A 20910-nucleotide genomic window follows, 5' to 3' on the forward strand; every position below is an offset into this window, starting at 1 on the left:
TGTCATGAGCGTGCAACTGAGACCCGGTTCGCGCGCAGCGGTGGCCTGCCCGCTACAATGGCGCCACTTCTCAAGCGGGCCGCCTCGCGCCCCCAGACCCAAGGCTGCACATGCTCTCACTGTCCAATAGTTGGCGCGACCGCCTCACCCACCGCAAGGTCTGGGCCCTGGCTGCGCCGATGATCCTTTCCAATATCTCCGTGCCGCTGGTGGCACTGGTCGACAGCACGGTCATCGGCCATCTGCCCCACGCGCACCAGTTGGGCGCCGTTGCCGTGGGCGCCACCTTGTTCACTTTCATGGTCGGGTTGATGGGCTTTCTGCGCATGGGCTCCACCGGTTTCGCCGCCCAGGCCGCCGGACGCTCTGACGGAGCCGCGTTACGCCAGGTACTGGTGCAGGGGTTGTTGCTGGCCCTGGCCTTCGCACTGCTGATCGGCCTGCTGGCGATTCCCTTCAGCCAACTGGCGTTGCAGGCGATGCAACCGAGCGCGGCGCTGCACCAGTCCACCGAGGACTTCTTCCATACCCGCCTGCTGGGCCTGCCGGCGGCGCTGGCCAGCTACGCCCTGGTCGGGTGGTTCCTGGGCACCCAGAACGCCCGGGCGCCCTTGGCCATTTTGCTGACTACCAACGTGCTGAACATCGTCCTCAACCTGTGGTTCGTTCTAGGCCTTGGCTGGGGCGTGCTGGGCTCGGCACGGGCCTCGGTCATTGCCGAATGGAGCGCCGCGCTGCTCGGCCTTGCCCTGACCCGTCCGGCCCTGCGCGCCTACCCGGGGCACATCGCCTGGGCCGCCCTCACACGCTGGCAGGCTTGGCGGCCGCTGCTGGCGGTCAACCGCGACATCTTCCTGCGCAGCCTGGCGCTGCAGTTGGTGTTTTTGCTGGTGACCGTACAAGGGGCGCGGCTGGGCGAAGCCACTGTGGCGGCCAACGCCCTGCTGCTCAACGGCTTGATGCTCACCGCCTATGCCCTGGACGGCCTGGCTCACGCGGTCGAGGCCCTGTGCGGCCACGCCATCGGCGCCCGCGACCGCAACGCTCTGCATCGTTCGCTGGTGGTCGCCTGCGGCTGGTCGCTGATCGTCAGCCTGGGCTTTGCCGGGGTGTTCTTGCTCGCAGGGCATCTGTTCATCGACCTGCAAACCGACATCGACAGCGTGCGCGCGGCAGCCTACCCCTTCCTGCCTTATCTGGCGGTGTTGCCGCTGATTGCGGTGTGGAGCTACCTGCTCGACGGGCTGTTCATCGGCGCGACACGGGCGCGGGAGATGCGCAATGCGATGGTGCTGTCGGTGGTGATTACGCTGCCCCTGGCGCTGCTGCTGAGCGGGCTGGGCAACCATGGATTGTGGTTGGCCTTCCTAGGGTTCATGGCGGTGCGGGCGGTGAGCCTGGGGTGGGTTGGGTGGCGGTTGCAGCAGAAGGATTTGTGGCTGCGATAGATCTTGGGGCTGCCTTGCAGCCCTTATTGCGCCACTAGGCCGCCTTGTGAACGACCTTGGGGCGCGATAAGGGCCGCAAGGCGGCCCCAGGCATCACGAAGAGAGATAAGACGAACGGGTCAGACCCAAACGCAGCGCATCCAGGAACTGGGTACGCTCGCGCGCCGTGATGCGGGCGCTGGCCACCTTGTCGCGGTAGTGCGTCATCAACTCCTCCGGCGACAGATGCACGTAGCGCAGCATGTCCTCGATGGTGTCGTGGGTCTCGATGCCGGCGTGGTACACGCTGCCATCGGCGTTCTGGTAGATGTTCACCGAGTCGGTATCGCCGAACAGGTTGTGCATGTCGCCCAGGATTTCCTGGTAGGCACCGACCAGGAACACACCCAGCAGGTAGTCCTCGCCTTCCTTGACCGCGTGCACCGGCATGCTGGTCTCGATGCTCTGCTCGTCGACGTACTGGTTGATCTTGCCGTCGGAGTCGCAGGTCAGGTCCTGCAGCACAGCGCGGCGCATCGGCTCTTCATCCAGGCGGTGCAGCGGGATGATCGGCAGCACCTGGCCGATGGCCCAGGTGTCCGGCAGGCTCTGGAATACCGAGAAGTTGCAGATGTACTTGTCGGCCAGCTTGTCGTTGAGCTCGTCCAGCACCTGGCGGTGCGAGCGTTGACGGGCCTTGAGCGAGTTGTGCAGGCGGCGGCACACGGCAAAGTAGCACTGCTCGGCCAGGGCCTTCTCGGCCAGGCTGATCTTGCCGTCGGCATACTGCGCGGCGACGTCGCCCATGTAGTGGGTGGCGCGCCAGTAGGTCTCGGTGACCATCTCGATGTCGGTCGGGCCGAGCAAGTCGACCAGCCACTGCACTGTCTCAGGCAGCGAATCCTTGTTCTCGATGGTCGGCACTTCGTCGTTGTGCTTCTCGACGTCGGTCACCTGGATCACCAGCATGGCGTGGTGCGCGGTCAGCGAGCGGCCGCTCTCGGAGAAAATGTGCGGATGCGGCAGGCCCTGGGCGTCGCAGAACTCCTTGAGCATGCCCACCACCACGCCGGCATAGTCGTCCATGTCGTAGTTGATGGAGCTGGCGTTGCGCGAGTGGGTGCCGTCGTAGTCCACGCCCAGGCCGCCGCCGACGTCGATGTGATCGACCGGCAGGCCCAGGGCGCGCAATTCGCCGTAGTAGCGGATGGCCTCCTTGAAACCGTGCTGGTAGTCGGCCAGGTTGGCGATCTGCGAGCCCATGTGGAAGTGCAGCAGGCGGATGCCCTGGTCAAGGCCGGCATCGCGGAAGCGCTGCACCACCGAGATCAGCTGGGCGGCGGACAAACCGAACTTGGACTTCTCGCCCCCGGTGTCGGCCCACTTGCTCGAAGCCAGCGACGACAAGCGCACACGAAGGCCAACCTGCGGCTTGACCTTGAGGTCGGCGGCTTCCTCGATCACCAGGGCGACCTCGGACTCCTTCTCGATGACGATGAACACATTGTGGCCAAGCTTCTGGCCCATCAACGCCAGGCGGATGAACTCACGGTCCTTGTAGCCATTGCAGACGATGGTCCCGCCCTTGGGCGCCAGCGCCAGCACCGCCAGCAGCTCGGGCTTGGACCCGGCTTCAAGGCCGATGGAAACGTTCTGGGTGGCGATGATGTTCTCCACCACCGCTTCCTGCTGGTTGACCTTGATCGGGTACAGGGCCGTGTACTTGCTCTGGTATTCCAGGCGCTCGATGTTGGCATCGAACGCGCCGGTCAGCTGGCGCACGCGGTCCTGCAGGATGTCGGGGAAACGCACCAGGAGCGGCAGCGACAGGCCACTCTGGCGCAACTCGTCGACCTGCTCGTACAGGTCGATCGGGGCGCTGTCCGGGCCGTTGGGGCGCACTTCGACGCGCCCGGCCTCATTGATGGCGAAATAACCAGCGCCCCAATGGCGGATCCCATAAACACTGCGGCTGTCGGCCACGGTCCACTGGCTGCCATCATCTTTGCGTGTGCGTCGTACGGACATTCAAGTCCCCTGTAGATAAGTCGAAGACACTGCCCCGCGAGGGCGCGGATGCAGTGTAGAAACCGAAAATGACGATTCGTCCGTGCCAGGGGATAGACCCTTGCCACGGGAACGAGTTTAGAAAGCACTGGGCAAAAAATCGCGCGGGTCGGGATCAGCCGCCGGATTTCTTCGCCTTGAAGCCCTGCTTGGTCAACTCACCGAGCAGCAGCTCGACATGGTCGCCCTGGATCTCGATGACCCCATCCTTCAGCGCGCCTCCGGTACCACAACGGCGCTTGAGGTTGCTGGCCAGCTCCTTGAGCTGGTCGAGGGGCAGCGGGACGCCACTGATGGTGGTCACGGTCTTGCCGCCGCGGCCTTTGCTTTCGCGGCGCACGCGGGCGATACCATCACCTTCGGGGATGACCTGTTGCTTGCAGATGCAGGCGTCCACCGGCTTGCCACAGTCCGGGCAATGCCGACCGGCATCGGTGGAGTAAACGAGACCGCCAAGGGCGGCGAAGGAAGAAGCTTTCTTGGCCACTTTTGTTCCTCTTGCTGAGGACAAAAACTGGTCGGTGCCTGGGGCCAGGACCGACCGCGAAGCCCCACTCTGGCAGGGGCAGCGCTACTGCCGCAAAATCCTGCGGCAGCCCGAAAAGGGCGCGCAGTGTAACGATAAATCTGCCGGTTGCTAAGTACCGGAATGCGCCATTTTTCGAATGTTTTGCGACCCCTTGCGAATAAACCCATTCCCACAGCGCTCAAGCGCTACACGATCCCCGTGGGCGCGGGTTTACCCGCGAAAGAGCCGGCCCTGCCAACACCGCTATTTCAGACTGGCCGCGTAACGATCCAGCGCTGCCAGCGAGTCCGGACAAAACGATAAAAGCCCACGATCGGCTTCTATCTGGGCAAGACTCACAAACCGCGCCTCACTGACTTCTTCGGGCTGCAGCTTCAACGGCGCATCGGAAATCGCCGAGAACACCGCGCACCACAGGCGGTTGTCCGGCTGGTCGAAGTAAAACCGCTCGTGAAAGCGCAACTCGACGCCCGCGATGCCCAGCTCTTCCTCCAGTTCACGCGCTGCCGACACCTCGTAGCTTTCGCCGGCTGCCACCATGCCGCCGGCTGCCACGTCCCAGTAGCCGGGGTACAGGGCCTTGCTCAAGGTGCGCCGGTGCACGCACAGCTCACCGGCGCTGTTGAACAGCAGGATGAAGGTGCAACGCCCGATCAGGCCGCGTTCACGCAGCTCGGCCCGGGGTAGCGCGCCGAGCAGTCGGTCGGACTCATCGACCCAGGCGACCGATTCACGATCGGAGGCCGCGCGGTGCGCAGCCTCCTGTGGGCTGATGCTCATCCTCAGCCCTGCGACAGCAGTTGACGCAGGTCGATGACAGCGGCGTTGGCCCGGGAAATATAGTTGGCCATGACCAACGAGTGGTTGGCCCACATGCCAAAGCCGCTGCCGTTGAGCACCATCGGGCTCCACAGCGCCTCCTGGGAGGCCTCCAGTTCACGGATGATCTGGCGCACGCTGACCGTGGCGTTCTTCTTGGCCAGTACATCGGCGAAGTCGACCTCGATGGCGCGCAGCAGGTGCGACAGCGCCCAAGCCTGGCCACGGGCTTCGTAGAACACGTTGTCGATCTGCAGCCATGGGGTTTCGACCAGTTCCTCGTCGACCTGCGGCGCCTGGCCTGGGACGACGGACTCGGTCTTCAGGGTGCTGTTGAGCTTGACCCGGCCGACACTGGCCGACAGGCGCTGGGACAACGAGCCCAGACGGGTGGCCACATCACCCAGCCAGTTGTTCAGGTTGTCCGCGCGGGTATAGAAGATGGCGCCCTGGTCGCCGGCGGCCAGGCGGCGCTGGTAGCGGCTGAGCGACTTGATGCCCTCCTCGAACTCCGATTCGCTCGACGGCAGGATCCAGCTCTTGTTGTCGAAGTTGAAGCGCGGCTCGGCCTTGGCCAGGTCCGCATCTTCGGTCGATTGGGACTGGGAACGGGCGAAGTCCTTGCGCAGGGCGCGGGACAGGTCACGCACCTGGACCAGCACGCCGTATTCCCAGCTCGGCATGTTGTCCATCCACAGCCCTGGCGGGAAGCGGTCGTTGGAGATATAGCCGCCAGGCTTGTTCAGCAGGGTGCCGGCCACGGTCTTGAGGGTCTCGATGGTGGTATAGCCCACCACCATCTGCTGGCCAGTGCGCTCGGCGGCAGCCTGGGCGTTCTGCTGAACCGGGAACAGCTCCGGCTCCTGGCTCCAGTACCAGCCGAGGCCGATGCACACCAACAGATACAGGCCGATCAGGGTGCCCAAGGCTCGGCTCCACAGCCCCCCCAGATAGCTACGTGTAGCGGCGCCACGGGCGTCGACGCGCTCACGGGGCTCGGCTTTGGCCTCGCGGTTTTTCCAATCCAGCATGGCGTTGTCCTTATCAGTCCGACGGTTCAGGGGCTTGGACCACCAGCCCCAGCCAGGGTGCCACGGCAAGCCCGCGTGGCAGCACTATAAAGCAGACACTGCCTTACGCATAAGCGACCAAACGGTCGGTAACTGAATATTCGTACCTCGGCGGACTTTGTTGACATGGCGCACTGGCCAGTCCAGAAATGAGTGCTAGCATGGAGCCATCATTGCACCTGCATAACCACACACCAATAAGCAGTCAGGACATGACCCAGCCAGCCGACCCGAGCCACGAGCGCCTCAAGCAGCACTTCGCCCAGCGGGTCATCTACCAGGCCCGACAGATCCTGGAGATCTGGCAGCGCCTGCAACGAGGCGAGTGGTCGGCTGCGGAACTGGGCGAGCTGTGCGAGGCCAACCTGCGCCTGCAACGCTATGCAGAACGCTTCGAACAACCCGAGCACAGCGTGCTCTCGACGGCGATCGGCCAGACGTTGCGGGCCATCGAGGCCAACAGCGCGCGGCTGAATTCGGAGCTGATCAGCGAGCTCAACCGCCTGATGCAGCGCCTTTCGCGCACCGGTCTGCGCAAGGGCGACCAGCTCGACAATGTGCCCCTGCCACCGGTGCGCAAGCCCGTGTACATCCTGCTTCAGGACCACGACCGCGCCGAGCGCCTGGCCCAGCAGCTCGAATTTTTCGGTCTGGGCGTGCAGGCGCTGTTCAGTGCCGAGGCGTTCTGCGCCTCGATGCGTGAACGCTTGCCTTCGGCCATCGTCATGGACGTGGACTTCACGGCGCCAGGCCAAGGCCTGAAACTCGCGGCCCTGGCCCAGCAAGGGCTGGATCAGCATATCCCGCTGCTGTTCTTCAGCCACCACGAGACCGACACCCCCACCCGCCTGGCTGCCGTGCGCGCCGGAGGCCAGGAGTTCCTGACCGGCACGCTGGAGGCCTCGAGCCTGCTGGAGAAAGTCGAGCTCTACACCAGCGCCACCCAGTACGACCCCTTCCGTGTGCTGATCATCGACGACTCCCGCGCCCAGGCCATGTATACCGAACGCCTGCTCAACGGCGCAGGCATGATCACCCGCACCCTCACCGAGCCTATCCGCACCATGGCCGAGCTGGCGGACTTCCAGCCCGACCTGATCATCCTCGACCTCTATATGCCCGACTGTACCGGCCCCGAGCTTGCCAAGGTCATCCGCCACAACGATCGCTACGTCAGCGTGCCGATCATCTATCTTTCGGCCGAGGATGATCTGGACAAGCAACTGGACGCCATGAGCGAGGGCGGTGACGACTTTCTGACCAAGCCGATCCGCTCACGTCACCTGATCACCACCGTGCGCAACCGCGCAGCACGGGCCCGTCACCTCAAGGCGCGCATGGTGCGCGACAGCCTCACGGGGCTGTACAACCACACCCATATCCTGCAATTGCTGGAAGATTGCAGCTTCCGCGCCCGCCGCGAAGCGCAGCCGCTGAGCTTCGCCATGCTCGACATCGACCACTTCAAGAAGATCAACGACCGCCATGGCCATCCCATGGGCGACCGAGTGATCAAGAGCCTGGCGCTGTTTCTCAAGCAGCGGCTGCGCAAGACCGACTTCATCGGGCGCTACGGCGGCGAGGAGTTCGCCATCGTCATGCCCAATACCACACTGGACGCGGCCCACAAGGTATTGGACGAGATTCGCCGACGTTTCGCCGAAATCCTCTACCCGGCCCAGCCCCACGATCTCAAGTGCACCTTCAGCGCCGGCGTGGTGCAACTGGACGACAACCTCGATGCCCTGACCATGGCCAGCGCCGCGGACGAGGCGCTGTACCGCGCCAAGCACGCCGGGCGCAACTGCGTGGTGCGTGTGGAGCCCTAGGCGTATTCACCAGTTGCTTCCCCGGCTGCTTGGCCAATAAAGGCAAATAGCCACTTTTTTGTAAGATCACGCCCTCCTCGTCATCACCTCGTCACAAAACCGCAATAACTTCAGGCACCTACCTCTCCACTCCCCGCCGGAAGTTCGCAGCTATGCGCCTGAAGTGGCTGACCAATTTCAATACCTTGCTGCTAGTGACCGTCTGCATCGCCCTGGGCGCGACCCTGTGGTGGTCGCAACGCGCCCTGGAGCGTCCCTATCAATTGATGGAGCGCTACCTGGATTTGTCCCAACAGTTCCAGCGTGACGCGGCGCGCAACATCCAGGCCTACCTGGGCAGTGGCGACGCCCTGCGCCATGCCGCCGCCACGGAGGCGACCAAGCAGTTGCAGGCCTCCCTGGCCGACTGGCCGCAGGCGCTTTCAGACAAGCTGCGCCCCAGCCTGGACCACCTGCAGACTTTTACCGCCAACGAGTTGCTCGCCGCCGGCAAGCTCGCCGGCGATCCGCAGGCCTTGCTACTCCAGGCCGAGCGTGAGCTAGGGGCCAATTTTGAGCAGTTGGCAGCTTACGCCCGTGACAGCGCCAGCCCAGACGCGGGCCGGTACCTGACGCCCCTGCTGGACGCCTCGGTGCACCTGGGGCGCCTGTCCCTGGCTCGGGACAAGCTGGTCAGCAGTGGCCGTGCGGAATTGGCCGACGAAGTCGAACGTGAACTGCAACTGATACGCGCCCAAGCCCAGGCCATCGACAGCCTGCCACTGCTGGGCGTGACCCGCGCTGCCGAGTCCAACGCCGACGATTTCGCCGCCCTGATGGGCCTGCAGACACAGGCCAGCGAGCAACGCGAAGATGTCGCGGTGGGCCTCAAGCGCGAGCTGCAAAGTCTGCTGTCCCGCTACCCGGCCGAACTGCAACGCACCCGCGAACAGATCGAGCGCCGTACTGCCCTGGCCGCCAGCACAGGCGAGCGACTGGAAGCAGTGCAACAGGCCATCGCAGCCCTGGAGCCTGAGGTACGGGGCCTGCACGCCAAGATCGCCGGCGAAGTGCGCATCATCCAGGGCCTGATGATCGGCCTGATTCTGCTCATCGCCCTGCTCATCGACACCCTTCAGCGCCGCTTGGCGCGCACCTTGACCGGCCTGGCCCCTGCCCTGTCGCGCTGGGCCGAGGGCGACTTCGCCCAGGCCATCGCGCTGGGGCGCACCAACCGTGAGCTGCACGATATCCAGGCGTCGCTCAATCGCCTGCGCCAATACCTGGTGGACTTGGTCGGCACCCTCCGTCACAACGCCGAACAGGTTGCCGGCAGCAGTCATGCCCTGGCGGGTATGAGCACTGCCCTGCACGACGGCGCCGAGCGCCAGGCCGGTGACACCGCACAGATCCGCGATGCCCTGGGCGAACTCGAGGCGACCATCCAGCAGGTCGCGGGCGATGCCAGCGCCGCCGCCGAAGCCAGCCGTGATGCCGGGCGCGCCGTGGAACAGGGCCAGGCGGTGATCGGCCAGAGCCTGTCCGGCCTGCGCGCGCTGGTCGATGAAGTGCAAGGCAACGCACAAGCGATCGAGCAACTGGCCGAAGAGTCGGCCACCATCGGCGGTGTGCTGACAGTGATTCGTGCGATCGCCGAGCAGACCAACCTGCTGGCGCTCAACGCCGCCATCGAGGCTGCACGGGCGGGCGAGATGGGCCGGGGCTTCGCCGTGGTCGCCGACGAGGTGCGCTCGCTGGCCCAGCGCACCACGGGGGCTACAGGTGAAATCCAGGGTTTGATCGACCGCCTTCAACAAGCCGCCCGGGAATCGGTGAACGGCATGCGCACCCAACTCGAACACGCCGAGGCCACCGCCAGCCAGGCCCAGGCTGCCGATGGCGCGCTCGATGAAATCGTCGGTGCCATCCGCACGATCGCCGACACGGCGGTACGCATCGCCGAGGTAACCGCCCAGCAGACGGGCGCGGTGAGTGAGATTCGCGATCACAGCGAACGGATTCACGCACTGGGCGAGGACAACCTGCAGCGCATTGGTGAAGGGCGCGAGCAGGGCGAGCAGTTGCTCCAGCTTGGCGGCGAGCTGAACACTGCGGTGCGGGCGTTTCGCCTCTGAGCGCCTCGGCGCCTGAGCGAGCGCATCCGCGGGTAAACCCGCGAATGCGTCGGCACTGACAACCTGAAATCCAGCGGCCATGTGTCGCGCTGCCGGCTTACCAGGCCCCAATCGAGGGCAAGTCCGCTATGATGCCTCCACGTTTCACCTAGCGAGACCGCCATGCGCCGCCTGTTTTTCCTGCTGTTCCTGCTGCTGGCCAGCCCTACCTTCGCCGCGGGCCTGCTCGACAACCGCCCCAGCGCCACCCTCGGCGCCGCCTCCCTGAGCAACAGCGCCGACTTCCTGCCTGTCCACGAAGCCTTCAAGCTCAGCCTGGTCCAGGCCGATGCCCAGACCGTCAAACTGCGCTTCGTCGCCACCGATGGCTACTACCTTTACCGCCACCGCTTCCAGTTCCGCACAGAGCCCGCCGACATCACCCTGGGCCCAGCCAACATCCCCAAAGGCGAAGCCAAGCACGACGAGTTCTTCGGCAACGTCGAGGTCTACCACGGCGTGGTCGATATCGAGTTGCCGCGCACCGATCCACGTGCCTTCACCTTGCTGGTGGGCTACCAGGGCTGCGCCGACAAAGGCCTGTGCTATCCGCCGGAAACCGAACGGCTGAGCATCGATGGCACCGGCGACAAACCCGAGGCCGGCGCAGGTGGCGCCGAGCAAGGCTGGGGCTGGCAATCACTGCTGCTGTTCTTCCTCGCCGGCATAGGCCTGACCTTCACCCCCTGCGTGCTACCGATGCTGCCGATCCTGTCCGGTGTGGTGCTGCGCGGGCAGGTGGGTGGCTGGCGTGGGCTGAGCCTGTCGTTGGCCTATGTGCTGCCGATGGCCGTGACCTTCGCCGTGCTCGGGGCGCTGATGGGCATGTTCGGCGCCGGCCTGAACCTGCAGGCACGCCTGCAGTCGGCGTGGGTGCTGGTGCCATTCGCGCTGTTTTTCGTGCTGTTCGCCCTGGCCATGTTCGGCTTGTTCGAAATCAAGCTCCCGCAGGCGCTGAGCAGCCGCCTGGACAGCATGGCCAACCGCACCAAAGGCGGCTCGCTGCTCGGTGCGGCCGTGCTTGGCGTACTGTCCAGCCTACTGGTTTCCCCCTGCGTGTCGGCGCCGTTGGCCGGCGCCCTGCTGTACATCAGCGCGAGCGGCGATGCATTGGGCGGGGCGCTGAAACTCTTCGCCCTGGGCCTGGGAATGGGCGCGCCGCTGCTGCTGGTGGCCACCGGAGGGGCCGCGTGGCTGCCCAAGAGCGGCCCATGGCTGAACACCGTCAAGAATGCCATCGGGGTTCTCCTGCTGGGCCTGGCCATCGGCCTGCTCAGCCGCGTGCTGCCAGGCCCTGCGACCTTGCTGCTGGTCGGTCTGCTGGCCGCTGGCGTGGCGCTGTTCCTCGGCGCCCTGGAGTTCGTGGTCAAGACCCCGCGCCAACGCCTGGCCCAATTGCTCGGCCTGGCCCTGCTGGTCTACGCCTTGGCCTGTTGGTATGGCGCCCTGAGCGGTCAGGGCGACCCCTTGCGTCCATTGCCACCCCCGGCAGTAGCCAGCCTCGACGCCAGCCGGGCCAGCAAGACCGACGCCTGGCAGACCATCACCACGCCCGCCGCACTGGATGCAGCGCTCGCCGACGCCAAGGCCGCCGGCAAACCGGTACTGCTGGACTGGTACGCCGACTGGTGCATCAGCTGCAAGGTGATCGAGCACGAAGTACTGAATGCGCCGCAAGTCCAGGCGCAACTGGGCGCGTTCAAGTTGCTGCGTTTCGACATGACCGAAAGCAACGCCGAGCAACGCACCCTGCTGGACCGCTATCAGCTGTTCGGCCCGCCTGCGCTGCTGTTCTTTGCCGCGAACGGCAGTGAACTCTCCGCTGATCGGGTCATTGGCGAGATAAACGCCGGCGAATTTGCGGCCATCCTGACGCGCGTGCGCGGCAAACTGGGTCTATAACTTCTCCGGACCGGGACAATTCGCCAAAGGAGTGACCAGACTTAATGATCCGGTCACATACTTTGCGCGAACCTCGGACAACGTGTTGGCTATTGCAGGGAACTGGACACCCGACGCCCTCTTGCGGCATAGTCGCCGCGCTCATGTCGTATTGCCCTACAAAACCCAAGGAATCGCAGATGGCAACCCTACTGGTGCTGCACGGCCCTAACCTGAACCTGCTCGGTACCCGCGAACCAGGCCACTACGGTGCCGTGACCCTGGCCCAGATCAACCAGGACCTGGAGCAGCGCGCCCGCGCCGCTGGCCACCACCTGCAATACCTGCAGAGCAATGCCGAGTACGAATTGATCGACCGTATCCATGCCGCCCGCAACGAAGGCGTGGACTTCATTCTGATCAATCCGGCTGCTTTCACCCACACCAGCGTCGCATTACGTGACGCATTGCTGGCTGTGAGCATCCCATTCATCGAAGTGCACCTCTCCAACGTGCACAAGCGTGAACCGTTCCGTCATCACTCCTACTTTTCCGATGTCGCCGTAGGGGTGATCTGCGGTCTGGGCGCCACCGGTTATCGGTTGGCCCTGGAGTCCGCGCTGGAATACCTGGCTGCCAACGCACAGCCCTGATGACACAAGGCTTTGGCCCTTCGGGGCCAGGGCTCTAGAGAAACGTTTTAGACACGTTTTTAAAATTAAGTCCCCGACCGAACCTTGGGAGTTGATGATTAATGGATATCCGTAAAGTCAAGAAGCTGATCGAACTGCTGGAAGAGTCTGGCATCGACGAACTGGAGATCAAGGAAGGCGAAGAGTCCGTTCGCATCAGCCGTCACAGCAAGACCCCGGCCGGCGCCCAGTACTTCGCCGCCCCGGCTCCAGTCGCTGCTCCGGTTGCCGCTGCCGCGCCAGTCGCCGCCGCTGCCCCGGCCGCCGAAGCTGGCGCCGCCGCTCCAGCCCTCAAAGGCACCGTGATTCGCTCGCCAATGGTCGGCACCTTCTACCGCAAGCCTTCGCCGACCTCGGCCAACTTCGCTGAAGTCGGTCAGACCGTGAAGAAAGGCGACACCCTGTGCATCGTCGAAGCCATGAAGATGATGAACCACATCGAAGCCGAGATCGGCGGTGTCATCGACGCCATCCTGGTGGAAGACGGTCAGCCGGTTGAGTTCGACCAGCCGCTGTTCACCATCGTTTGAACCGCGGAGAGCCAACGATGTCTGGGAAGCTCGAAAAAGTCCTGATCGCCAACCGCGGGGAAATCGCCCTGCGGATCCTGCGTGCCTGCAAAGAGCTGGGTATCAAGACCGTCGCTGTTCACTCCACGGCCGACCGCGAACTGATGCACCTGGGCCTGGCAGACGAGTCGGTCTGCATCGGTCCTGCATCGTCCAAGGATTCCTACCTGCACATCCCGGCGATCATCGCCGCGGCCGAAGTGACAGGCGCCACTGCCATCCACCCGGGTTACGGCTTCCTGGCGGAAAACGCCGACTTCGCCGAACAGGTGGAGAAGTCCGGTTTCGCCTTCATCGGCCCTAAAGCCGACACCATTCGCCTGATGGGCGACAAGGTTTCGGCCAAGGACGCGATGATCAAGTCGGGCGTACCGACCGTGCCGGGCTCTGACGGCCCGCTGCCGGAAGACGAAGAGGTCGCCCTGGCGATCGCCCGCGACGTCGGCTACCCGGTGATCATCAAGGCCGCCGGTGGCGGTGGTGGTCGCGGCATGCGCGTGGTGCACAAGGAAGAGGACCTGATCGCCTCGGCCAAGCTGACCCGTACCGAAGCCGGTGCCGCCTTCGGCAACCCGATGGTCTACCTGGAGAAGTTCCTGACCAACCCACGTCACGTGGAAGTCCAGGTCCTGTCCGACGGCCAGGGCAACGCCATCCACCTGGGCGATCGCGACTGCTCGCTGCAGCGCCGTCACCAGAAGGTCCTGGAAGAAGCGCCAGCGCCAGGCATCGACGAGAAGGCCCGTCAGGAAGTCTTCAAGCGTTGCGTCGACGCGTGCATCGAGATCGGCTACCGCGGTGCCGGTACCTTCGAGTTCCTGTACGAGAATGGCCGTTTCTACTTCATCGAGATGAACACCCGTGTCCAGGTCGAGCACCCGGTCTCGGAAATGGTCACCGGCATCGACATCGTCAAGGAGATGCTCAGCATCGCAGCTGGCAACAAGCTGTCGATCCGCCAGGAAGACGTGGTCATCCGTGGTCACGCGCTGGAGTGCCGTATCAACGCCGAGGATCCGAAGAAGTTCATTCCGAGCCCAGGCAAGGTCAAGCACTTCCACGCCCCGGGCGGCAACGGCGTTCGCGTCGATTCGCACCTGTACAGCGGTTACTCGGTTCCGCCGAACTACGACTCGCTGATCGGCAAGCTGATCACCTACGGCAAGGACCGCGACGAGGCCATGGCCCGCATGCGCAATGCCCTGGACGAGATCGTCGTCGACGGCATCAAGACCAACATCCCACTGCACCGCGACCTGGTGCGTGATGAAGGTTTCTGCAAAGGCGGCGTCAACATCCACTACCTCGAGCACAAACTGGCCAACCAGGAGTGATCGCGTTAGCGTGATGCAAGAAACCCCGGCCCAGTGCCGGGGTTTTTCATTTGCCTGTCAAGACACCAGATGAATCGCGATGGCGTTGTTCTCGTACTCGCTGGCCCTGTATACACGACCCGCGCCATCGCTGACCCGGCCGCTGCGCAACTGGTACAACGGTTCGGCCCTGACTCGCGCAAGCACCCGGCCAGCCCTGCCGCTGATACCCGAGGCACCCGCGCGGGCCCCACGCAGAATCGGATTGTACAGGTCTGCCACCAAGGCGCCGGAGGTGGTATAGACCTGGGTCACGCCGGTGCCCAAGTCCAGTGTCATGCCATAGGTCTTGCCAAAGCATGAAGAGTACGACCAATGGTCCCACTGCGCGGAAATCCCCTGGCGCCTGAGCACTGACCGGATCGGTTCGCCGATGCTCGTCCCTCCCAGCCAATCCCCACCCGCCATCACGGCACGCACCTCCCCTGCTCCGGCACTCTGGATGCGAGACAGAACGTCCCGGATCGCGCGCTCGATGAGCCCGCGGATGTTATGGTCGAAGTGGATGACCGCGCCCCATTTGGTTGCCGGGTTGTACAGCGAAACGGCAACGCAGCTCTGCACATTGAGCGTGAACAGGTAGTTGTCCGCGCTGGCGGCCGACAGTTGCCCGATCACCGCTTCGCCCTGCAGCGCTCCGCGAAGCGGATCAGGGCTCGTACCCTGGGCGATTTGCCGCACGTCGGTGATCCGCCCCAGATCCTGCACGGTGTTGCCCCCGCGCAGGCCTGTGCTATTGGCTACCCAGCGACCATCTGCACTGCGGGTGATGGCCTCCCGGTGAAGACTGTCGGGCCGGTTGGCCTTGATCACGCGCAACGTGCCGTGCTCCACGTCCCTCTCGACCTGGAAGTACCGCCCCTGATGGCGGACGAAGTGCCTGGCCCCAGGGGCCTCGCTTGATACGCCGCTGCGATAGGTGCCTTGCCAAATGCCCGCCTCGGTGACCTCTTGAAGGTTCGCCGGCTCACCTTCGACCGCCCAACGCTTGTCGAAACGCATCGAAGGAGCGCGTCTGCGACTGGCATAGGAAACTTGCCTGATCGCCAGCATGTGCCGTGTTTCGTTCAGCAACGACCTGACGGCCCTGAGCGAAAAACCTGGCAGCACGATCATCAGCCCCAGCAAGCCCCAGGAGGCGAGCAACCACTGCTGCAGGGCATGCGCGGTGTCCTTGCGCGTGTGGGCGATAATCGCCGAACGCAACGGCGCCGCGACAAAATAGGCGCCCAGCAACGCTGCGAACGGCGGCAAAACCAGAGAAAGCGGCACCACCGCGTACAGCAGCCCTTTGGCGACCTGTGTACGAATCACCTCGAAGCGGCTGCTCGTCACCTCATCGACATCCTTCAGTGCATGTTCGAGATAGGCATCGTATTCGGCAGCGATGGTGATGACGTGTTGACGACCGCGCAGAGAATCCCGGGAGGCACTGCCCGAAGCCAGGGCCAGCAGGCGTTGCTCGACCTTGCGCCTGCCCGCCAGAGGCGCCCGCGCAAGCAGGTAATCGTTTGCCGCCCCTGACACTTCCCGACCCAACGTGCTGTATCGGCTGAACAGACGCCCGTTCGGCTCTGCCGGCGCATACAACCAGTCCTGGGCCTTCCCCTCCTGGAGGTGGCGAAACACATAGCAGCCCAGGATGACGTGACCCTCGATGGTCAGCCGAAAAATCCCATCATGATCGGCCACTTGCTCGGATGACCCGCTGGCCTTCTCTTTTCCTAGCGTGCGTCCCAGCTCAGTGACCAGACGCGTCAGTGCTTCGTAGGTCTCAAGGTTGATCTGCCCGCGACCATGTGCAACTCGCAAATCACGATCCATGCCGCTCAGCAGGGCGCTGCCGAACAGTTGCTGGTAGTTCACATAACGCACCGAACCGGCCGACAGGAAGCGCTCGCGCACATGGGCAATGTACTTTTCTCCCACATAGGCACTGCGCGCGTATCGGGCAAGGTCGGCGCTTCGCAGCGCAGATAGATCCTGACCGACAAGCGAGCGCACGCCTCGCCTCGGGTGGTCGATACCCGAATTGTCGTCATAGCCATAGCACACCACGTCGAGCAGATTGACGGAACGTGTCGTCCCGTCGGCCAATGTCGTGCTCAAATCGAAGACGATCGATTCCGGTGCCACCGGATCGGTGATGCCCTGCTTTACCAGATAAGGCTTGATGGCTTCGCCCACCGTACGTCGGGCAAAGTCCTGAAAACTCTCATAGTCTTTCAGCGCCTCGATGAATGCCTGCTCGGCGCCACGGGCCTCGTTGCAAAGCAGGTTGATCACCCGACGCTCTTCGATGCCCAACGCGCTATACCAACGAGGCGACTCGCTGGCCTGCACTTCATGCTCGCGAATCTTCATGCGTGCCCGAACGCCTTGTTCGATACAAGCCTGATAACCCCGGCCTGCACTGCGAAGATCTCGGGTCAGATCCCACGCAGCGGGCAATGACTGAATTTTCCCCATTTCCACGGCAGCACTGTCGCGCTGCCCCACGGGCAATTGCGACAGCAGGTAGTCTTGGCCGGCCGCCTCTTTCATCCAGCCGCCGACCTCGGCGCTGAGCATGCGCAGGGAGTTGAACTCGACCCACTCCTGCCCGTCCGGTTTTGCCGGCGCATACAAGAACAGGCTGTCCAAGACGCCTTCTTCGCTACGAAAGAACACCAGCAGGTCACTGCAAACCATGCCGTCGAACAGTTCGAGGGCACTGACCTCCAACTCGGCCTGCGTGCCCTGCCACAGGGATGACAACTGGGCATGATGAGTGTCTTGCAGATGCCCTGCATACACGGCGCGTTGCGCGCTGTATTTCAAGCCGAAGTCATAGGCATCGAACAGCGCCTGCTGGACCTCGGCAGCTTCGTGGCGCTTGGTCAGTGCTGGCAGGTAGGTTGCCTTGGCATCGATGCTGGCCGCCAACGCGCGAATCTGCGCACCGCTCGGTGGCGGGCACAAGAGCGAGGTGTTGGTGATATCACTGAGCTCATATAGCGAGTCGATATCCAGCGCCCCTTCAGCCACCAGCTCGCTCAAGGTCAGTGATTCCGTGTCCTGCGGTGAGGCACCTCGCCTGCGTCGCTTGAATGTAATCCGGTCAGCGAGCAGCGGTGCGTCAAGGTGCTCGTCCAGATAGTCTTGCGTACAACGGCTGGCGTGGCGCTGCAGCGAGCGCACATCGCCCAGTACGCGATTCGCTTGGTCCTGCGCATCCTGCCAGTCCTGCCAAGCCCCCTCCAGACGAGCACGCTGGCTGTCCTCCAGCAATTTGTACCAGTGTGGGGAGCGGGCTTTGGTCACGGCATCGACCGCTTCGAGCTCGGCTGCGGTGGCCAAGCTTGATAACGCCAGTTGCCCATGCCACTGGTGTTCGTGCTCGCCAAGTCGCGCACGCAGCATCTCTACAGACATGTCGGGACGTTCTGCCGACTCCAGCGTGGCCTTGATGCGCTGGCAATGCGCTTGCACCCGTGCGGCAACACGGACAAGGTACGCCTGCCGCTCGACAAGCCCCTCCGGCACTACCTGCCAGTAGCGCGTCAGGTAATCCTGGTAATTGTCCAGAAGCCGGGCGCTTACGCTTTCCACGAGCTGGACCATGACATCCCGACGCGCCTCGGGAATCTCCTGAACGACACGTCCATCCGGACGATAAGGCGCATGCAACTGCTCGTCGAACACCAGTGGCCTCTGATCGATCCGATGTTGCAGAGCCGCATCGAGCAGATCGTGCGGCAAACGCGGATCGATATCGTCGCTGTAATGGGTTTTCAATTCCACCAGAAGGTTGTTCTCAGCGACCTCGAAGAAGGTTGACTGATCGTTCAGCCGTCGCTGGAAATGCTCGGCCCAGACAGTGATGCGCTCAAGGACAGGCGAGCTGGTATCGGGTACAGGGGGCGAAACTGAAGCACTCATGACGATCAATCCTGATTGAGAAGCCACCAAGGATTGGCCTGGGCACCGACCGGCATGCGGTAGCAGACAACTACCCGCGCCAGAAACCGCCAATGCACGGAATGCACAAACCCCACACACTCAAGTAAACTGCCAGGCTACGCGCAGCCCTGGGCTGCCCCTGTCGATTTACCAAAGGTGCCCGCCATGCCCTGGCTGCAAGTACGCCTGGCCATCAGCCCAGACCAAGCCGAAACCTACGAAGACGCCCTGCTCGAAGTCGGCGCCGTCTCGGTGACTTTCATGGACGCCGAAGACCAACCCATCTTCGAACCGGACCTCAACACCACCCCGCTCTGGTCGCACACCCACCTGCTGGCCCTGTTCGAAGCTGACGCCGAGCCCGAGGCTGTGTTCGCCCATCTGCGCCTGCTGACCGGCGCCGAGCTGCCCGAGCACCACGCCGAAGTGATCGAAGACCAGGACTGGGAGCGCAGCTGGATGGACAACTTCCAGCCCATGCGCTTCGGCCAGCGCCTGTGGATCGTGCCAAGCTGGCACGAGGCCCCGGAAAAAGACGCGGTCAACCTGCTCCTGGACCCGGGCCTGGCCTTCGGCACCGGCACCCACCCGACCACCGCCCTGTGCCTGGAATGGCTCGACGGCCAGCAGCTCGAAGGCACCCAGGTCCTGGACTTTGGCTGCGGTTCGGGGATTCTCGCCATCGCCGCCCTGCTGCTGGGCGCCCGCGAGGCGATCGGCACCGACATCGACGTGCAAGCCATCGAAGCCTCGCGAGACAACGCCCAGCGCAATGGCATCGCCGACGAGCGACTGGCCCTGTACCTGCCCGAGCAGATGCCCGCGATGCAAGCCGACGTGCTGGTCGCCAACATCCTGGCCGGCCCACTGGTCTCGCTGGCCCCGCAACTGTCCGGCCTGGTTCGCCCCGGTGGCCTGCTGGCCTTGTCGGGCATCCTTGCCGAGCAGGGCGACGAAGTAGCAGCTGCCTACGCCGCCGACTTCGACCTGGACCCAATCGTCGTGCGCGACGGCTGGGTACGCATCAGTGGTCGCCGCCGCTAGGCCCACCTAGACTTAACCACCTGCACAGCCCGGATTGCCGCATGACCGACAGTTTCGTCACCCAGTGCCCGCATTGCCAGACCAGCTTTCGCGTCACCTACCAGCAATTGAGCATGGCGCGAGGCGTAGTGCGCTGCGGCCACTGCCTGCAGGTGTTCAACGCTGCCAAGCAGTTGCTGGAGCAGAACCGGAGCGCCGACACACCTGAGGCGGCTAGCCCGCCACCGGCACCTGCGCCAGTAGCGGAACCGGAGCCGGCCCTGCCGCCTCAGGACGAGCAGCCGGCACCGAGCCAGCAGCAGGAAGATTGGGCGGTCACCGCACAAGCGCTGGATGACCTGGACCTGGATCAGGAGCTCGCCCGTCTCGAGCGTCGCGAGCCCCACCAGGAGCGCCAGGCGCCGTCGCGTGAAGAGGCTTTGCAGGCCCGCCGCGATGACCATCGCCACGATGAGCACGCGGACGAGCCCTTCGGCACCGCCGCCGATCATCGGCTGGACCTGCCTCCCGCCGAAGAGCCTGCCCCCGTGCTGGTCGAACAGGAAACCCTCGATCTGGACCTCGAGCCGGCACCCGGCGAACGCACCGAGCCAACCCTGGGCGGTCTGGACCTGGACGACGACGAACCTCGCCCACTCACCCAGGACGAGCCGCGCGACGTCTTGACCGACGAGCCGCAGGCACCACTCTCGACCCACGACGACATCCCTGAGAAAGGCCTCTCTGCCCGGGACGACGACGAACCGGGCAGCCTGCGCCTGTCTGCACGCGATGACGACGAGCCAGACGATCTGCATGAGGAGCGGTCGGAGCCGACGCTGGCCGCCAAGGCCGAACGCCCTTCCCGAAAGGAGCCGCTGGTGCATGTGGTGGACGATCCGTTGCAGCTTGACTGGCAAAAAGCCAAGCCCAACTGGTTCAAACGCTTGCTGTGGAGCCTGTTGACCCTGCTGGCCGCTGGGCTGCTGGCCTTCCAGTACATCGCCTACCACTTCGATGAAATGGCCCGCCAGGACCAGTACCGCCCCTGGTTCCAGCAGCTGTGCCCGATGGTCGGCTGCACGGTGCCGACCCGCGTCGATATCGCCCGCATCAAGAGCAGCAACCTGGTGGTGCGCAGCCACCCGGACTTCAAGGGGGCCCTGATCGTCGATGCGATCATCTACAACCGCGCGCCGTTCGCCCAACCTTTCCCGCTGCTGGAGCTGCGCTTTGCCGACCTCAACGGCCAGTTGATCGCCAGCCGTCGCTTCAAGCCCAGCGAGTACCTGTCGGGCGAGCTGGCCGGGCGCGGCGAGATGCCCAGCCAGACACCCATCCACATCGCCCTGGACATCCTCGATCCGGGCCCGAAGGCCGTGAACTACAGCCTGAGCTTCCGTTCGCCGGAATGAAAAGCAGCGCTCATTAGCCAGCTTCAAGCCACGAGAACAAGCAGGCCAATCAACGATTGGCTTGAAGCTTGCGGCTTGAACCTTGCTGCTTGAAGCGTCCCGTTATAAGCCCGCAGCTGTT

General features: G+C 64.0%; 13 protein-coding genes and 1 pseudogene. 9 read left to right on the forward strand and 5 right to left on the reverse strand.

Annotated elements, in window-relative coordinates; translation table 11 throughout:
• Positions 1–110: 110 nt before the first annotated feature.
• Positions 111–1448, forward strand: a complete 1338-nt coding sequence (locus ABOA88_RS17690; protein WP_196169190.1) for an MATE family efflux transporter — start codon at positions 111–113, stop codon at positions 1446–1448.
• A gap of 93 nt (positions 1449–1541) precedes the next feature.
• On the opposite strand, the gene speA is transcribed toward ABOA88_RS17690, so the two are convergent.
• The 4 genes from speA to ABOA88_RS17710 form a co-directional block, all read right to left on the reverse strand.
• Entirely contained in the window at positions 1542–3455 is a 1914-nt protein-coding gene (speA, locus tag ABOA88_RS17695) for an arginine decarboxylase (protein WP_196169191.1), read from the reverse strand.
• 154 nt (positions 3456–3609) lie between these two features.
• A complete protein-coding gene (locus ABOA88_RS17700; RefSeq protein WP_043207898.1) occupies positions 3610–3981 on the reverse strand; it encodes a translation initiation factor Sui1 in 372 nt (123 codons plus the stop codon).
• Positions 3982–4266: 285 nt separating this feature from the next.
• Positions 4267–4803: an NUDIX hydrolase gene (locus ABOA88_RS17705; RefSeq protein ID WP_196169193.1), complete on the reverse strand. Its 537-nt coding sequence runs from the start codon at positions 4801–4803 to the stop codon at positions 4267–4269.
• Positions 4804–4805: 2 nt separating this feature from the next.
• Positions 4806–5873: a DUF2333 family protein gene (locus tag ABOA88_RS17710; RefSeq protein WP_196169194.1), complete on the reverse strand. Its 1068-nt coding sequence runs from the start codon at positions 5871–5873 to the stop codon at positions 4806–4808.
• A 251-nt stretch (positions 5874–6124) separates the two neighbouring features.
• Here ABOA88_RS17710 and ABOA88_RS17715 point away from each other — a divergent pair, with 251 nt between their 5' ends.
• From ABOA88_RS17715 to accC, 6 genes and pseudogenes are all read left to right on the forward strand, one after another.
• Positions 6125–7741: a diguanylate cyclase gene (locus ABOA88_RS17715; RefSeq protein WP_196169195.1), complete on the forward strand. Its 1617-nt coding sequence runs from the start codon at positions 6125–6127 to the stop codon at positions 7739–7741.
• A 1598-nt stretch (positions 7742–9339) separates the two neighbouring features.
• A pseudogene (locus ABOA88_RS17720) lies at positions 9340–9855 on the forward strand (methyl-accepting chemotaxis protein); the annotation flags it as partial.
• Positions 9856–10017: 162 nt separating this feature from the next.
• Entirely contained in the window at positions 10018–11796 is a 1779-nt protein-coding gene (locus ABOA88_RS17725) for a protein-disulfide reductase DsbD (RefSeq protein WP_367851921.1), read from the forward strand.
• Positions 11797–11975: 179 nt separating this feature from the next.
• Entirely contained in the window at positions 11976–12428 is a 453-nt protein-coding gene (aroQ, locus tag ABOA88_RS17730) for a type II 3-dehydroquinate dehydratase (protein ID WP_070090423.1), read from the forward strand.
• A gap of 101 nt (positions 12429–12529) precedes the next feature.
• Positions 12530–12997, forward strand: coding sequence for an acetyl-CoA carboxylase biotin carboxyl carrier protein (gene accB / locus ABOA88_RS17735; protein ID WP_196169198.1), 468 nt, complete (start codon positions 12530–12532; stop codon positions 12995–12997).
• Positions 12998–13014: 17 nt separating this feature from the next.
• Positions 13015–14370 (forward strand): acetyl-CoA carboxylase biotin carboxylase subunit, encoded by a 1356-nt coding sequence (accC, locus tag ABOA88_RS17740; RefSeq protein WP_043207909.1) that lies wholly within the window; start codon positions 13015–13017, stop codon positions 14368–14370.
• Positions 14371–14427: 57 nt separating this feature from the next.
• Here the strand turns inward: accC and ABOA88_RS17745 are convergent, their stop codons facing one another.
• The gene (locus ABOA88_RS17745) at positions 14428–18360 is read right to left on the reverse strand and encodes a type III effector 1 (protein WP_437437103.1); all 3933 of its coding nucleotides are present in this window, start codon (positions 18358–18360) and stop codon (positions 14428–14430) included.
• A 156-nt stretch (positions 18361–18516) separates the two neighbouring features.
• Between ABOA88_RS17745 and prmA the strand changes: the two genes are divergently transcribed.
• On the forward strand, positions 18517–19395 hold the full coding sequence (gene prmA / locus ABOA88_RS17750) for a 50S ribosomal protein L11 methyltransferase (RefSeq protein ID WP_070572716.1): 879 nt from the start codon (positions 18517–18519) through the stop codon (positions 19393–19395).
• Between the two features lie 41 nt (positions 19396–19436).
• Positions 19437–20789: a DUF3426 domain-containing protein gene (locus ABOA88_RS17755; protein WP_367851920.1), complete on the forward strand. Its 1353-nt coding sequence runs from the start codon at positions 19437–19439 to the stop codon at positions 20787–20789.
• Positions 20790–20910: the final 121 nt, after the last annotated feature.

Source organism: Pseudomonas sp. PKS (genome assembly GCF_051913525.1).
Taxonomy (GTDB): domain Bacteria; phylum Pseudomonadota; class Gammaproteobacteria; order Pseudomonadales; family Pseudomonadaceae; genus Aquipseudomonas; species Aquipseudomonas guariconensis_D.